The sequence below is a fragment of the Shewanella kaireitica genome, assembly GCF_023284045.1.
In the GTDB taxonomy this organism is placed as follows: Bacteria; Pseudomonadota; Gammaproteobacteria; order Enterobacterales; family Shewanellaceae; genus Shewanella; species Shewanella kaireitica.
Genome location: NZ_JAKIKQ010000031.1, coordinates 1 through 14,244 on the forward strand (window position 1 = coordinate 1; position 14,244 = coordinate 14,244).

The 14,244-nt window shown below is 45.9% G+C and carries 28 protein-coding genes; all 28 read left to right on the forward strand.

What is annotated here, in order from left to right; all coding sequences use genetic code 11:
* The first annotated feature begins 419 nt into the window (after positions 1–419).
* The 28 genes from rpsJ to rplQ all read left to right on the forward strand — a co-directional run bounded on the left by rpsJ (position 420) and on the right by rplQ (position 14,033).
* Positions 420–731 (forward strand): 30S ribosomal protein S10, encoded by a 312-nt coding sequence (gene rpsJ, locus L2730_RS21570; protein ID WP_005503530.1) that lies wholly within the window; start codon positions 420–422, stop codon positions 729–731.
* Between the two features lie 24 nt (positions 732–755).
* The gene (gene rplC / locus L2730_RS21575) at positions 756–1,394 is read left to right on the forward strand and encodes a 50S ribosomal protein L3 (protein ID WP_220739648.1); all 639 of its coding nucleotides are present in this window, start codon (positions 756–758) and stop codon (positions 1,392–1,394) included.
* A 17-nt stretch (positions 1,395–1,411) separates the two neighbouring features.
* On the forward strand, positions 1,412–2,017 hold the full coding sequence (rplD, locus tag L2730_RS21580) for a 50S ribosomal protein L4 (RefSeq protein WP_020912140.1): 606 nt from the start codon (positions 1,412–1,414) through the stop codon (positions 2,015–2,017).
* On the forward strand, positions 2,014–2,316 hold the full coding sequence (gene rplW / locus L2730_RS21585; protein WP_020912141.1) for a 50S ribosomal protein L23: 303 nt from the start codon (positions 2,014–2,016) through the stop codon (positions 2,314–2,316). The genes rplD and rplW overlap by 4 nt, the downstream gene beginning before the upstream one ends.
* 16 nt (positions 2,317–2,332) lie before the next feature.
* Positions 2,333–3,160: a 50S ribosomal protein L2 gene (rplB, locus tag L2730_RS21590; RefSeq protein WP_020912142.1), complete on the forward strand. Its 828-nt coding sequence runs from the start codon at positions 2,333–2,335 to the stop codon at positions 3,158–3,160.
* Positions 3,161–3,171: 11 nt separating this feature from the next.
* Positions 3,172–3,450, forward strand: a complete 279-nt coding sequence (rpsS, locus tag L2730_RS21595) for a 30S ribosomal protein S19 (protein ID WP_006083596.1) — start codon at positions 3,172–3,174, stop codon at positions 3,448–3,450.
* A 15-nt stretch (positions 3,451–3,465) separates the two neighbouring features.
* On the forward strand, positions 3,466–3,798 hold the full coding sequence (gene rplV, locus L2730_RS21600) for a 50S ribosomal protein L22 (RefSeq protein WP_012144645.1): 333 nt from the start codon (positions 3,466–3,468) through the stop codon (positions 3,796–3,798).
* A 9-nt stretch (positions 3,799–3,807) separates the two neighbouring features.
* Positions 3,808–4,497 carry a 30S ribosomal protein S3 gene (gene rpsC, locus L2730_RS21605; protein WP_202287032.1) on the forward strand — a complete coding sequence of 230 codons (690 nt, stop codon included), beginning with the start codon at positions 3,808–3,810 and terminating at the stop codon, positions 4,495–4,497.
* Positions 4,498–4,508: 11 nt separating this feature from the next.
* A complete protein-coding gene (rplP, locus tag L2730_RS21610; RefSeq protein WP_020912144.1) occupies positions 4,509–4,919 on the forward strand; it encodes a 50S ribosomal protein L16 in 411 nt (136 codons plus the stop codon).
* The gene (gene rpmC, locus L2730_RS21615) at positions 4,919–5,110 is read left to right on the forward strand and encodes a 50S ribosomal protein L29 (RefSeq protein ID WP_012144642.1); all 192 of its coding nucleotides are present in this window, start codon (positions 4,919–4,921) and stop codon (positions 5,108–5,110) included. The genes rplP and rpmC overlap by 1 nt, the downstream gene beginning before the upstream one ends.
* A complete protein-coding gene (rpsQ, locus tag L2730_RS21620) occupies positions 5,110–5,358 on the forward strand; it encodes a 30S ribosomal protein S17 (RefSeq protein ID WP_020912145.1) in 249 nt (82 codons plus the stop codon). The genes rpmC and rpsQ overlap by 1 nt, the downstream gene beginning before the upstream one ends.
* A 181-nt stretch (positions 5,359–5,539) precedes the next feature.
* Complete coding sequence (rplN, locus tag L2730_RS21625) at positions 5,540–5,908, forward strand: 50S ribosomal protein L14 (protein WP_011863976.1); 369 nt, start codon at positions 5,540–5,542, stop codon at positions 5,906–5,908.
* Positions 5,909–5,919: 11 nt separating this feature from the next.
* Positions 5,920–6,234 (forward strand): 50S ribosomal protein L24, encoded by a 315-nt coding sequence (gene rplX, locus L2730_RS21630; RefSeq protein WP_020912146.1) that lies wholly within the window; start codon positions 5,920–5,922, stop codon positions 6,232–6,234.
* 12 nt (positions 6,235–6,246) lie between these two features.
* On the forward strand, positions 6,247–6,786 hold the full coding sequence (rplE, locus tag L2730_RS21635; RefSeq protein ID WP_020912147.1) for a 50S ribosomal protein L5: 540 nt from the start codon (positions 6,247–6,249) through the stop codon (positions 6,784–6,786).
* Positions 6,787–6,796: 10 nt separating this feature from the next.
* Positions 6,797–7,102: a 30S ribosomal protein S14 gene (gene rpsN / locus L2730_RS21640; protein WP_020912148.1), complete on the forward strand. Its 306-nt coding sequence runs from the start codon at positions 6,797–6,799 to the stop codon at positions 7,100–7,102.
* A 24-nt stretch (positions 7,103–7,126) separates the two neighbouring features.
* A complete protein-coding gene (gene rpsH, locus L2730_RS21645; protein WP_020912149.1) occupies positions 7,127–7,519 on the forward strand; it encodes a 30S ribosomal protein S8 in 393 nt (130 codons plus the stop codon).
* Between the two features lie 10 nt (positions 7,520–7,529).
* Positions 7,530–8,060 (forward strand): 50S ribosomal protein L6, encoded by a 531-nt coding sequence (gene rplF, locus L2730_RS21650; protein WP_020912150.1) that lies wholly within the window; start codon positions 7,530–7,532, stop codon positions 8,058–8,060.
* Positions 8,061–8,070: 10 nt separating this feature from the next.
* Complete coding sequence (rplR, locus tag L2730_RS21655; protein ID WP_020912151.1) at positions 8,071–8,421, forward strand: 50S ribosomal protein L18; 351 nt, start codon at positions 8,071–8,073, stop codon at positions 8,419–8,421.
* A gap of 13 nt (positions 8,422–8,434) precedes the next feature.
* Complete coding sequence (gene rpsE, locus L2730_RS21660) at positions 8,435–8,938, forward strand: 30S ribosomal protein S5 (RefSeq protein ID WP_020912152.1); 504 nt, start codon at positions 8,435–8,437, stop codon at positions 8,936–8,938.
* Positions 8,939–8,944: 6 nt separating this feature from the next.
* Positions 8,945–9,130: a 50S ribosomal protein L30 gene (gene rpmD, locus L2730_RS21665; RefSeq protein WP_020912153.1), complete on the forward strand. Its 186-nt coding sequence runs from the start codon at positions 8,945–8,947 to the stop codon at positions 9,128–9,130.
* Position 9,131: 1 nt separating this feature from the next.
* Positions 9,132–9,566, forward strand: coding sequence for a 50S ribosomal protein L15 (gene rplO / locus L2730_RS21670; protein WP_020912154.1), 435 nt, complete (start codon positions 9,132–9,134; stop codon positions 9,564–9,566).
* Positions 9,567–9,573: 7 nt separating this feature from the next.
* Positions 9,574–10,914 (forward strand): preprotein translocase subunit SecY, encoded by a 1,341-nt coding sequence (gene secY / locus L2730_RS21675; protein WP_020912155.1) that lies wholly within the window; start codon positions 9,574–9,576, stop codon positions 10,912–10,914.
* Positions 10,915–10,937: 23 nt separating this feature from the next.
* Positions 10,938–11,051 (forward strand): 50S ribosomal protein L36, encoded by a 114-nt coding sequence (gene rpmJ, locus L2730_RS21680; protein WP_006083579.1) that lies wholly within the window; start codon positions 10,938–10,940, stop codon positions 11,049–11,051.
* A gap of 115 nt (positions 11,052–11,166) precedes the next feature.
* Complete coding sequence (gene rpsM, locus L2730_RS21685; RefSeq protein ID WP_012153475.1) at positions 11,167–11,523, forward strand: 30S ribosomal protein S13; 357 nt, start codon at positions 11,167–11,169, stop codon at positions 11,521–11,523.
* Between the two features lie 14 nt (positions 11,524–11,537).
* Positions 11,538–11,930 carry a 30S ribosomal protein S11 gene (gene rpsK, locus L2730_RS21690; protein WP_012153476.1) on the forward strand — a complete coding sequence of 131 codons (393 nt, stop codon included), beginning with the start codon at positions 11,538–11,540 and terminating at the stop codon, positions 11,928–11,930.
* 36 nt (positions 11,931–11,966) lie between these two features.
* Positions 11,967–12,587 carry a 30S ribosomal protein S4 gene (gene rpsD, locus L2730_RS21695; protein WP_012153477.1) on the forward strand — a complete coding sequence of 207 codons (621 nt, stop codon included), beginning with the start codon at positions 11,967–11,969 and terminating at the stop codon, positions 12,585–12,587.
* A 24-nt stretch (positions 12,588–12,611) separates the two neighbouring features.
* Positions 12,612–13,601, forward strand: coding sequence for a DNA-directed RNA polymerase subunit alpha (locus L2730_RS21700; protein ID WP_020912156.1), 990 nt, complete (start codon positions 12,612–12,614; stop codon positions 13,599–13,601).
* Between the two features lie 39 nt (positions 13,602–13,640).
* On the forward strand, positions 13,641–14,033 hold the full coding sequence (gene rplQ / locus L2730_RS21705) for a 50S ribosomal protein L17 (RefSeq protein ID WP_012153479.1): 393 nt from the start codon (positions 13,641–13,643) through the stop codon (positions 14,031–14,033).
* Positions 14,034–14,244 lie beyond the last annotated feature (211 nt).

Below are 14,244 nucleotides of genomic sequence, written 5' to 3' on the forward strand. Positions count from 1 at the left end.
AATCCGTGAAGGTGGACGTACAGTTGGTGCTGGTGTTGTTGCAGAGATCGTTGCTTAATAGCGACTAATCTTACCGCAATACTGAAAAAGGCAGCTTAGGCTGCCTTTTTTATTGCCTTAAGAAAAGTGCTGCAAGGGCTGGCAATCTAAATCTGACTGGGTATAATAGCCGCCACTTTGTTGAATATGGTCTATTTGACGGTATTTCAAACAGTGGGGTTGATCTGAGACTTAAAATCAGTATAATAGCCCCTCGCCTTAACCATTAGGCGAATTTAAATTGGTCTACCCTTGAGGTTGACGTAAAAAAACAGCGACTCCAATTGTGAGTCGAACGGTTAAATCATCTCGCTCTGCTTTTCCAAATGGAAGAAGCTAGAGGGTGATTTTTTATGTGTACATTTTAGGAGCTCTGGTCAATGCAGAACCAAAGAATCCGTATCCGCTTAAAAGGATTTGATCATCGTTTGATTGATCAGTCTACTGCGGAAATCGTTGAAACTGCTAAGCGTACAGGCGCACAGGTTCGTGGTCCAATTCCACTTCCAACGCGTAAAGAACGTTATACCATTTTGACTTCTCCACACGTTAATAAAGATGCGCGTGATCAGTACGAACTTCGTACTCACAAACGTCTTGTTGACATCGTAGAGCCGACTGAAAAGACTGTTGACGCACTTATGCGTTTAGATCTTGCGGCGGGTGTTGACGTTCAGATTAGCTTGGGTTAATTGAGCTTAGAAGAGGTTTGAGAGATGGCTATCGGTCTTATCGGTCGTAAAGTAGGTATGACACGTATCTTCAATGAAGATGGCGCGTCGGTACCTGTAACAGTAATTGAAATTGCTGCTAACCGTGTAACCCAAGTGAAAACTTTGGATACAGACGGTTACCGTGCACTTCAAGTTACTACTGGTACCAAAAAAGCTAATCGCATCACTAAACCAGAAGCAGGTCACTTTGCTAAGGCAGGCGTTGAAGCCGGTCGTGGTTTGTGGGAATTGCGTTTGGCAGATGGTGATGGTGAAGGCATCGAAGTTGGTGCTGAGCTAAATGTAGATATCTTCGCTGACATAGCGAAAGTTGATGTAACTGGTCAATCAAAAGGTAAAGGCTTCCAAGGCGGTATTAAGCGTTGGAACTTCCATGCCCAAGATATGACACATGGTAACTCTTTGGCTCATAGATCTAACGGTTCTATTGGTCAAAACCAGACACCTGGTCGCGTTTTCAAAGGTAAGAAAATGTCAGGCCACATGGGTGCAGAGCGTGTTACTACGCAGAATCTAGACGTTGTACGTGTAGATGCTGAGCGTAACTTGCTACTGGTTAAGGGTGCAGTTCCAGGCGCTACTAATGGCGACCTGATCATCAAACCAGCTGTTAAAGCTTAAGGTCTGAGGAGATAGTAATGGAATTGGTATTGAAAGACGCACAGAGTGCTCTTGAAGTTTCCGAAACTACCTTCGGCCGTGACTTTAATGAAGCACTGGTTCATCAGGTAGTTGTAGCTTACGCTGCAAACGCGCGTCAGGGCACTCGTGCTCAAAAGACTCGCGCAGAAGTAGTTGGCTCTGGCAAGAAGCCATGGCGCCAAAAAGGTACTGGCCGCGCACGTGCCGGTACTGTTAAAGGCCCAATCTGGCGTGGCGGTGGCGTAACATTCGCTGCTAAAGCACAAGATCACAGCCAAAAAGTTAACAAGAAGATGTACCGCGGAGCGCTGAAAAGCATATTCTCTGAATTGGTACGTCAAGACCGTCTAGTAGTAGTTGAGTCGTTTGGTGTTGAAGCTCCGAAAACTAAAGAGCTGAAAGCTAAATTGAACGAAATGCAACTTGAAGACGTGTTGATTGTTACTCCAGAAGTTGACGAGAACTTGTTCTTAGCTGCTCGTAACTTGTACAAAGTTGACGTTCGTGATGTTGCTGGTATTGATCCAGTTAGCCTTATCGCATTCAACAAAGTACTCGTAACTGCTGAAGCTATTAAGCAAATCGAGGAGATGCTGGGATGATAAGCGAAGAACGTTTGTTAAAAGTTATTCTTGCTCCACATATCTCTGAAAAGAGCACTGTGAATGCAGAGAAAAACAATACAGTTGTTTTCCGTGTAGCTATCGATGCAACTAAAGCTGAAGTTAAAGCTGCAGTAGCACAGCTATTCGAAGTTGAAGTCGATTCAGTTCGCACTTTGGTTAACAAAGGTAAAACTAAGCGTCACGGTGCCCGTACTGGCCGTCGTAGCGATTGGAAAAAAGCCTATGTTACTCTAGCTGAAGGTGCTGACATCGATTTCGTCGGCGGCGCTGAATAAGCAAAGGAGAATTATCATGGCAGTTATTAAGTGTAAGCCAACCTCTCCAGGTCGTCGCCACGTAGTTAAAGTGGTGAACAGCGATTTGCATAAGGGTAAACCTTTTGCAGGCCTGTTGGCGAAAAAATCGAAAAGTGGTGGCCGTAACAATACTGGTCGCATCACTTCACGTCACATTGGTGGCGGACATAAGCAACATTATCGTCTAATCGACTTTAAGCGTAACAAAGACGGTATCCCTGCGAAGGTTGAACGTTTGGAATATGATCCAAACCGTACAGCTAACATCGCATTGGTACTTTACGCTGACGGTGAGCGTCGTTACATCATTGCCGCTAAAGGCATGAAAGCTGGAGATTCAATCCAGTCTGGTATCGATGCAGAGATCAAGAGCGGTAACGCAATGCCTCTACGTAATATCCCTGTGGGTAGCGTAGTGCATGCAGTCGAAATGAAGCCTGGTAAAGGTGCTCAAATCGCGCGTTCTGCTGGTGCTTATGTACAAGTTATTGCTCGTGATGGCGCATACGCCACTCTACGTCTTCGCTCTGGCGAAATGCGTAAAGTGCCTGTTGATTGCCGCGCGACATTGGGTGAAGTTGGTAACGCCGAGCATATGCTACGCCAGTTAGGTAAAGCAGGTGCTAAACGCTGGAGAGGCGTACGCCCGACAGTTCGTGGTGTTGCAATGAACCCAGTAGATCATCCACATGGTGGTGGTGAAGGCCGCACATCTGGTGGTCGTCACCCTGTATCTCCATGGGGTCAGCCTACTAAGGGTTATAAGACTCGTAGTAACAAACGCACCGACAAGTACATTGTACGTCGTCGCAATAAAAAGTAAGAGGATTCGCCATGCCACGTTCTCTCAAGAAAGGTCCATTCATTGACCTACACTTGCTGAAGAAGGTAGAGAAAGCGATGGAAGCGGGAGACAAGAAGCCTATTAAGACTTGGTCTCGTCGCTCTATGATCATCCCTAATATGATTGGGTTGACCATCGCTGTCCATAATGGTCGTCAGCACGTACCTGTGTTCGTAACTGACGAAATGATCGGCCACAAGCTTGGTGAATTTTCACCAACTCGCACTTATCGCGGCCATGCTGCAGATAAGAAAGCGAAGAAGCGTTAATACGGGAGGAATAAGATGGAAGTTTTAGCTAAACATCGTTTTGCCCGTACGTCGCCTCAAAAGTGTCGTTTGGTTGCAGATCAAATCCGTGGACTGCCTGTTGCTAAGGCTCTCGAAATTCTAACTTTCAGCCCTAAGAAAGCTGCAGTACTTGTTAAAAAAGTACTGGACTCTGCAATCGCTAATGCTGAGCACAATGAAGGTGCTGACATTGACGAATTAAGAGTTGGAGCGATTATGATCGATGAAGGTCCAACTATGAAGCGTATCATGCCACGTGCTAAAGGCCGTGCTGATCGCATAATCAAGCGTACCAGCCACATTACTGTGGTTGTATCAGATCGCTAGGAGTTAGCAATGGGACAGAAAGTACATCCTAATGGTATCCGTCTGGGTATCACTAAGCCTTGGATCTCGACATGGTACGCTGACAAGTCAGACTATGCCAATAACTTGAGTAGTGACTGGGAAGTGCGTAAGTTTCTTGAAAAGAAACTTAAGCAAGCATCAGTTTCTAAGATTGTTATCGAGCGTCCAGCTAAAAGTGTTCGTGTTACTATCCACACAGCCCGTCCAGGTGTTGTGATTGGTAAGAAAGGCGAAGACGTAGAAAAGCTACGCAATGCAGTTGCTAAATTGACTGGTATTCCAGCTCAAATTAACATCGCTGAGATCCGTAAACCTGAGCTAGATGCTAAGCTTGTTGCCGATGGCATCGCTTCGCAGCTAGAGCGTCGTGTTATGTTCCGTCGTGCTATGAAGCGCGCAGTTCAAAACGCAATGCGTCTTGGTGCTAAAGGTATCAAAGTTGAAGTTAGCGGCCGTCTAGGCGGCGCTGAGATTGCGCGTTCGGAATGGTATCGTGAAGGTCGTGTACCTTTGCATACTCTTCGTGCTGATATCGACTATTCTACTTCTGAGAGTCACACTCAATACGGTGTGATTGGCGTTAAAGTTTGGGTCTTCAAAGGTGAAGTTCTAGACGGTATCGTTCCTCAGCATGAAGAGCCGAAACAGCAGCCGAAGCGTAAGCCTCGCGGTAAATAGGAGAGCTGGCAATGCTGCAACCAAAAAGAATGAAGTTTCGCAAAATGTTCAAGGGCCGCAACCGTGGTCTAGCGAACGGCACTGAAGTTAGCTTCGGTGAGTTCGGTTTGAAAGCTGTAGGGCGTGGTCGTCTTACTGCTCGTCAAATTGAATCTGCGCGTCGTGCTATGACACGTCACATTAAACGTCAAGGTCAAATCTGGATCCGCGTTTTCCCTGATAAGCCAATTACCTCTAAGCCTCTTGAAGTGCGTATGGGTAAAGGTAAGGGTAACGTTGAATACTGGGTTTGCCAGATTCAACCAGGTAAGGTTCTTTATGAGATGAATGGCGTATCAGAAGAGTTGGCTCGTGAAGCCTTTGCTCTTGCTGCTGCAAAATTACCTCTGAAGACTACCTTCGTAACTAAGACGGTGATGTAATGAAAGCGAGCGAACTAACAGAAAAGAGCGTTGAAGAACTGAACGCTGAACTGCTTGGTCTGCTGCGTGAGCAGTTTAATCTGCGTATGCAACACGCCACTGGTCAGTTGACTCAGACTCATCAGCTTAAAATCGTGCGTCGCAACATTGCGCGCGTTAAGACCATTATTACTTCTAAGGCGGGTGCATAATGTCTGATAATATCCGTACTTTGCAGGGTCGAGTACTTAGCAACAAGATGGACAAGTCTATCACTGTAGCTATTGAGCGTAAGGTTAAACATCCTTTATACGGGAAGTTCCTTAAGCGTACTACTAAGATCCATGCACATGACGAACAAAATCAGTGTAATGCTGGCGATGTCGTGACTATTCGCGAATGCCGTCCGCTGTCTAAGACTAAGTCTTGGACTCTGGTTGAAGTAGTATCAAAAGCCTAAGTTTATTAGGCATTTAGTTAAACGGCTCCGATTTTCGGAGCCGTTTGTATTTTTAGTACTATCTATTCCTGTTTTTAGGTGTTACACTTGCGCGCCATTTTTGACTAAATTAAAGTCGAAAATCGGGCAATAAATGTACCCCTAAGTGGGATTGTGAAGTAACGATAGCGGAGCACTTAAAATGATCCAAATGCAATCGACTCTAGAAGTCGCCTGTAACAGTGGCGCTCGTAGAGTTCAGTGTATTAAGGTCTTGGGTGGCTCTCATCGTCGTTATGCCGGTATCGGCGACGTCATCAAGGTTTCTGTAAAAGAAGCAATTCCTCGCGGTAAAGCGAAGAAAGGTGATGTATATAACGCGGTGGTAGTCCGTACTAAGAAAGGCGTACGTCGTCCAGACGGTTCTGTCATTCGCTTCGATCGGAACGCAGCGGTATTGCTTAACGCAAACCTTGCACCGATTGGTACTCGTATCTTTGGACCAGTGACACGTGAATTGCGTACAGAGCAATTCATGAAAATTGTCTCGCTGGCACCAGAAGTACTGTAAGGAGCTTCAAAATGGCAGCAAAAATACGTCGTCAAGACGAAGTAATTGTACTAGCAGGTAAAGACCAGGGTAAACGCGGTAAGGTTTCTCAGGTTCTAACTACTGGTAAATTAATTGTAGAAGGTATTAACCTTGTCAAGAAACACCAAAAGCCAAACCCACAATTGGGCGTAGCTGGCGGTATTGTTGAGCAAGAAGCACCGATACAAGCATCAAACGTAGCGATTTTCAACTCTGCCACTGGCAAAGCTGATCGCGTTGGTTTCCGATTTGAAGACGGCAAAAAAGTCCGTTTCTTTAAGTCGAACAGTGAACTCGTTAAGTAATTGGAGTAAACGATGGCGAAACTGCATGATAAATATCAAGAGACTGTTAGTCCTGAACTTGTCAAAAAGTTTGGTTTTACCAGTGTCATGCAAGTCCCTCGGATTGAAAAGATCACCCTTAATATGGGTGTTGGCGAAGCAGTAGCAGATAAGAAAGTTATGGAGCATGCGCTTCGTGACATGACTGCTATCGCTGGTCAGAAGCCAGTAGTGACTGTAGCTCGTAAGTCAGTTGCTGGTTTTAAAATCCGTGAAGGCTACCCAATAGGCTGTAAGGTTACACTGCGCGGTGAGCGTATGTGGGAATTCTTAGAGCGTTTAGTAGATATCGCAATCCCGCGTATCCGCGACTTCCGTGGTATGAGTGTTAAATCATTCGACGGTCGTGGTAACTATGCGATGGGTGTACGTGAGCAAATTATCTTCCCAGAGATCGAATACGATAAAATCGATAAGATCCGCGGCATGGATATTGTAATCACTACTTCTGCGAAGAATGACGAAGAAGGCCGAGCTTTGCTCGAAGGCTTTAACTTCCCATTCAAGAAATAAGGGTAGCGTAATGGCAAAAAGTTCAATGAAAGCACGTGAAGCAAAACGTGCCAAGCTCGTAGCTAAGTTCGCTGAAAAGCGTCTAGCTCTTAAAGCTATCATTAGCAGTCCAACAACTTCTGATGAAGATCGTTGGGATGCAGTACTTAAGTTACAAGCTCTACCACGTGACTCTAGCTCTGCGCGTCAGCGCAATCGCTGTAGTCAAACTGGTCGCCCACATGGTTTCTTACGTAAATTCGGCCTTAGCCGTATCAAATTACGTGAAGCAACTATGCGCGGTGAAGTTCCTGGCCTACGCAAGGCCAGCTGGTAAGCACTTGTCACGGAGTAAGCTAATATGAGCATGCAAGATCCTATTGCGGATATGTTAACACGTATTCGTAACGGCCAAGCTGCTAAACACGTATCTGTGAAGATGCCTTCTGCTAAGCTAAAAATCGCTATCGCGAAAGTGCTTAAAGAAGAAGGTTATATCACTGACTACGCCGTAGCAGATGAAGCCAAGCCTGAACTGGAAGTTACTCTTAAGTATTTCCAAGGTCAGCCAGTCGTTGAGACTATCCAGCGCGTTAGCCGTCCTGGTCTTCGTATTTACAAAGGTAAAAACGAACTTCCAAAGGTTATGGGCGGACTGGGTGTCGCTATCGTGTCCACTTCTAAAGGTTTGATGACTGATCGTACTGCCCGCCAAAATGGCATGGGTGGGGAAGTTATCTGCTACGTAGCATAAGGAGCTAGCAATGTCTCGTGTCGCAAAAGCACCAGTCGCTATCCCTGCAGGCGTAGAAGTGACTTTAAACGAACAAACTATCACCGTAAAAGGTACTAAAGGTAGTTTGACTCGAGTAATTAACGCTGACGTTTCTGTTGTTGTAGAAGACAACGAAATTAAGTGTAGTTCGGTTGAGGGCGTGAAAACTGCCGCTCAAGCGGGTACTGCTCGAGCTCTAATCAACAATATGGTTGTTGGTGTTACAGCTGGTTTTGAAAAGAAACTTCAGTTAATTGGTGTCGGTTACCGTGCGAAAATCGCTGGTAAAGGCGTTGATTTAACTCTAGGTTTCTCTCACCCACTGGTACACGAACTTCCTGACGGCGTAACAGCAGAATGTCCTAGCCAAACTGAAATCGTACTTAAGGGTACTGATAAGCAGTTAATTGGTCAGGTTGCTGCTGAGATTCGCGGCTACCGTCCACCAGAGCCTTACAAAGGTAAAGGTGTTCGTTACGCTGATGAACAAGTACGCCGTAAAGAGGCTAAGAAGAAGTAGGTAACGCGATATGGATAAGAAAACATCTCGCTTACGCCGCGCGACTCGCGCCCGTAAGAAGATCCAAGAGCTGGGCGTTAACCGTCTGGTTGTACATCGTACACCACGTCACACATACGCTCAGGTCATTAGTCCTGCAAACGTAGTGTTGGCGGCAGCTTCTACTGCTGAAAAAGCGGTATCAGAGCAGCTAAAGTACACAGGTAACGTAGATGCAGCTAAAGCAGTGGGTAAAACCGTTGCAGAGCGCGCTATCGAAAAAGGCGTAGCTGTAGTTGCATTCGATCGTTCCGGCTTCAAGTATCACGGACGCGTTGCTGCATTAGCAGACGCCGCTCGTGAAGCTGGCCTCAAGTTCTAAGGAATGATGAAAAATGGCTAAATTTGAAGCTCAACAAAAAGACGATCTGCAAGAGAAATTAGTTGCAGTTAATCGTGTTTCTAAAGTAGTTAAAGGCGGACGTATCTTTAGCTTCACTGCACTAACTGTAGTCGGTGATGGTAATGGTAAAGTCGGTTATGGCTATGGTAAAGCGCGTGAAGTACCAGCAGCAATTCAGAAAGCAATGGAAAAGGCTCGCCGTAACATTGTAAACGTTGAATTGAACAACGGTACTTTACACCACCCTGTAAAGGGTCGTCACACTGGTTCTCGTGTTTACATGCAGCCAGCCTCTGACGGTACCGGTATTATTGCCGGTGGCGCAATGCGTGCCGTATTGGAAGTAGCAGGCGTTCATAACGTTCTGTCAAAAGCATACGGTTCTACTAACCCGATCAACATCGTTCGCGCAACTGTAGATGCGTTGGTGCACATGAAGTCACCATCACAAATTGCAGCTAAGCGTGGCCTGAATGTTGATGAAATTCGAGGTTAATGCACCATGGCTACTAAAACACTTAAAGTAACTCAGACCAAGAGTTCAATTGGACGTTTGCCTAAGCATCGTGCAACTTTGACTGGTCTAGGTCTACGCCGCATTAATCACACTGTTGAACTAGAAGATACTCCTTCTGTTCGCGGTATGATTAACAAGGTTTACTACATGGTTTCGGTGGAGGAAGTATAAGATGCGTCTAAATACTCTATCACCTGCTGCAGGTGCTAAATCAGCAGCTAAGCGTGTAGGTCGCGGTATCGGTTCAGGCCTAGGTAAAACTGCAGGTCGTGGTCACAAAGGTCAGAAGTCTCGTTCTGGCGGCGGTGTTCGCGTAGGTTTCGAGGGTGGTCAAATGCCACTTAAGATCCGTCTACCTAAATTCGGTTTTACCTCGCGTCGTGCGTTGGTATCAGCTGAAGTTCGCATTAGCGAACTAGCTAAAGTTAACGGTGATGTTATCGACCTAAATGCGCTGAAAGATGCGAATCTAGTTACTCGCAACATACAGTTTGCTAAAATCGTTCTTTCAGGTACCATTGAGCGCCCTGTGACCGTTAAAGGTCTGAAGGTAACCAAAGGTGCACGTGCAGCTATTGAAGCTGCCGGTGGCAAGATCGAGGAATAATACGTCGATGGCAAAACCAGGACTTGATTTAAAAAGCGCGAAAGGCGGTTTATCAGAATTGAAAACCCGTCTCCTGTTCGTGATTGGTGCAATTATCGTCTTTAGAGCCGGTTCGTTTGTACCAATTCCTGGTATTGACGCTGCTGTACTAGCAGAGCTGTTTAATCAGCAAAAGGGTACCATCTTAGGCATGTTTAACATGTTCTCTGGTGGCGCCCTTGAACGTGCCTCTATTTTTGCATTAGGTATCATGCCGTATATTTCGGCATCGATCATTATGCAGTTGTTGACAGTCGTTCATCCTGCGCTCGCTGAATTGAAAAAGGAAGGCGAGTCGGGACGAAAGAAGATTAGTCAATATACTCGATACGGCACGTTGGTCCTGGGTACATTCCAGGCTATCGGTATCGCAACAGGTCTTCCGAACTTAGTTCCAGGTTTAGTAGTAAACCTAGGATTCGGATTCTACTTCGTTGCAGTTGTCAGCTTAGTTACAGGAACAATGTTCCTAATGTGGTTAGGTGAGCAAATTACCGAAAGAGGCATTGGTAACGGTATCTCGATATTAATTTTCGCAGGTATTGTTGCAGGTCTGCCATCTGCTATCGGTCAAACGGCCGAGCAGGCGCGTCAAGGCGACATAAGTGTACTAGTATTGTTGTTGCTGGCAGTAATTGTTTTTGCTGTCACATATTTTGTGGTATTTGTAGAGCGTGGACAACGTCGTATCGTTGTAAACTATGCTAAGCGTCAACAGGGCCGTAAGGTCTTCGCAGCGCAAAGCACGCATCTACCGCTTAAGATAAATATGGCTGGTGTTATCCCGCCTATTTTTGCGTCCAGCATAATTTTGTTTCCAGGCACACTGGCTCAGTGGTTTGGTCAAAATGAGTCTATGTCATGGTTAAGTGATTTTTCACTTGCTGTGTCACCAGGACAGCCGCTGTACTCATTGTTATATGCAACAGCGATTATCTTTTTCTGTTTCTTCTATACTGCGTTGGTGTTTAACCCTCGCGAAACAGCAGATAACTTGAAGAAGAGTGGTGCGTTTATTCCCGGGATTCGTCCTGGAGAACAGACTTCGCGTTACATTGATAAAGTAATGACCCGCCTAACATTAGCTGGCGCGTTATATATTACTTTTATCTGCTTAATTCCGGAGTTCATGTTAATTGCGTGGCAAGTACAGTTCTATTTTGGCGGTACTTCACTACTAATTATGGTAGTCGTAATCATGGACTTCATGGCTCAAGTTCAGACCCATATGATGTCTCATCAGTATGAGTCTGTAATGAAGAAAGCTAACTTGGTAAACAAAGCGAATTTAGATCGCTTTGGTCGCTAAGATAGTAATCTCGGAGTGATGAAATGAAAGTTCGAGCTTCCGTGAAGAAGATCTGCCGTAACTGCAAGATCGTAAAGCGTAGTGGCGTTGTTCGCGTGATTTGTGTTGAACCTAAACACAAACAGCGTCAAGGCTAAAAGAAAGATTTGACCAGCCCAGTCGGGGCTGGTCAAAATATTATTTGCTAAATTGTCGTCTGTCGAGTATCCTACCGGGCTTTTCACAGATGACCTTTAACTTGAGGAGTGCATAGTGGCCCGTATCGCTGGCATTAACATTCCTGATCAAAAGCATACAGTCATTGCATTGACTGCTATCTACGGCATTGGTCGTACTCGCGCACAAGCTATTTGCGCGGCTACTTCAATTGCTGAAGATGCTAAGATCAAGGAATTGAGCGAAGCTCAAATAGATACTCTACGCGAAGAAGTTGCCAACTACATTGTAGAAGGTGATTTACGTCGTGAAGTTTCCATGAACATCAAGCGTCTTATGGACCTTGGTTGTTACCGTGGCCTTCGCCATCGTCGTAGCCTTCCCCTTCGTGGGCAACGTACTAAGACCAATGCGCGTACGCGTAAAGGTCCACGTAAACCAATTAGAAAGTAACGGGGTAATCCACAATGGCTAAAGTTCCGTCACGTTCTCCGCGTAAGCGTGTACGTAAACAGGTTGCTGATGGTATGGCGCATATCCATGCGTCTTTCAACAACACTATTATTACCATTACAGATCGTCAAGGTAATGCACTATCTTGGGCAACTTCTGGTGGTTCAGGTTTCCGTGGTTCACGTAAATCTACCCCATTTGCTGCACAGGTTGCTGCTGAACGCGCAGGTACTGCCGCTCAGGACTACGGTGTTAAAAACCTAGAAGTGTTTGTGAAGGGTCCAGGTCCAGGACGCGAATCTGCGATTCGTGCACTAAACTCGGTTGGTTACAAAATAACCAATATTACCGATGTGACGCCTATCCCTCATAATGGTTGTCGTCCTCCTAAGAAACGTCGCGTTTAACACGTCGTTTTTAAATAGGATAGTTGGAGAAAGAACATGGCAAGATACTTGGGTCCAAAGCTCAAGCTCAGCCGCAGAGAAGGTACTGACCTTTTCTTAAAAAGCGGCGTGAGAGCAATCGATTCGAAGTGTAAGCTTGAAACTGCACCTGGACAACACGGCGCTCGTAAGACCCGTTTGTCTGAGTATGGCGTTCAGCTACGCGAGAAACAAAAAGTTCGTCGTATTTACGGTGTGCTAGAAAAGCAATTCCGTAACTACTACAAAGATGCTGCACGTACAAAAGGTAACACTGGTGAAAACCTACTTACTCTTTTAGAAACCCGTCTTGATAACGTAGTTTATCGTATGGGCTTTGGTGCAACACGCGCTGAATCACGTCAGCTAGTTAGCCATAAGTCAATTATGGTTAATGGTAGCGTCGTTAACATTCCATCATTCAAAGTGTCTGCGAATGATGTAGTGAGCGTTCGCGAGAAGTCACGTACTCAAGCTCGTATTAAAGCGGCTTTAGAAGTGTCGGCTCAACGCGAAAAGCCAACATGGGTTGAAGTTGACAACACTAAGATGGAAGGTGCTTTCAAGCGCATTCCTGAGCGTAGTGATTTGTCTGCGGAAATTAACGAACAGCTGATCGTCGAACTTTACTCTAAGTAAAGTTAAAACAAAAGAGAGGACACAATGCAGGGTTCTGTTACAGAATTTCTTAAACCGCGTCTCGTTGATATCGAGCAGGTTAATCCAACACGTGCCAAGGTTACACTGGAGCCGCTAGAGCGTGGTTTTGGTCACACTTTAGGTAACGCGTTGCGTCGTATCCTATTGTCGTCTATGCCAGGCTGCGCGGTTACCGAAGTAGAGATCGATGGTGTACTGCATGAATACAGTAGCAAGGAAGGCGTGCAAGAAGATATCCTTGAGATATTGCTAAACCTTAAAGGTCTAGCGGTTGTTATCGAAGGGAAAGACGAAGCTATGCTTACGCTTAGTAAGTCAGGCGCAGGCCCTGTTACTGCAGCAGATATCACGCATGACGGTGATGTTACCGTTATGAATCCTGACCATGTTATCTGTCATTTGACAGGTAATAATGAAGTCAGCATGCGTATCCGCGTAGAGCGTGGTCGCGGTTATGTACCGGCTTCTGCCCGTGCACAAACTGAAGACGATGATCGCCCTATCGGCCGCTTGCTGGTTGATTCTTCGTTCTCACCAGTTGCTCGCATTGCATACAATGTAGAAGCTGCTCGTGTAGAACAGCGTACAGACTTAGATAAACTCGTTATCGATATGACCACAAACGGTACTATTGATCCTGAGGAAGCTATCCGTCGCTCTGCAACAATTCTTGCTGAACAGCTAGATGCGTTTGTTGAGTTACGTGATGTGACTGAGGCTGCACCAGTAGAAGAAAAGCCGGAGTTCGATCCGATATTGTTGCGTCCTGTCGACGATTTAGAGCTAACTGTACGTTCAGCCAACTGTTTGAAGGCTGAAGCGATTCATTACATCGGCGATCTGGTACAACGCACTGAAGTTGAGTTGTTGAAAACTCCTAACTTGGGTAAGAAGTCTCTTACCGAAATTAAGGATGTTCTTGCATCTCGCGGACTGTCGTTAGGTATGCGTCTTGAAAACTGGCCTCCAGCTAGTTTAGCAGACGACCTTTAAGTCCAGATTAGTACAGATATAGGTAATAAGGATTAGGTCATGCGCCATCGTAAGAGTGGTCGTCAACTAAACCGTAACAGCAGTCATCGTCAAGCTATGTTTCGTAACATGGCATGCTCAATAGTTCGTCACGAAGTGATCAAAACTACTGTAGCTAAAGCGAAAGAACTGCGTCGCGTAGTTGAACCTCTGATAACACTTGCTAAGAGTGATAGTGTAGCAAACCGCCGTTTGGCATTTGCACGTACTCGCGACGCTGAAGTCGTTGGTAAGTTATTTACTGAATTGGGTCCACGCTTCCAGGAACGTCCTGGCGGTTACACCCGTATTCTTAAGTGCGGTCTACGTACTGGTGACAAAGCGCCTATGGCGTACATTGAACTAGTAGGTCGTCCTGAAGCAGCTGAAGCTGTTGAAGACACTGCAGAGTAAATAAGTCTTAGTTTAAAAGGCCGAACAAATTGTTCGGCCTTTTTTATGTCTATATTTTTATTTGCATTAGGGTTAGTGTCTCGCCAGCATTCTGCACAGCCACAGCCACAGCCACAGCCACAGCCACAGCCACAGCCACAGCCACAGCCACAGCCACAGCCACAGCCACAGCCACAGCCACAGCCACAGCCACAGCCACAGCCACAGCCAC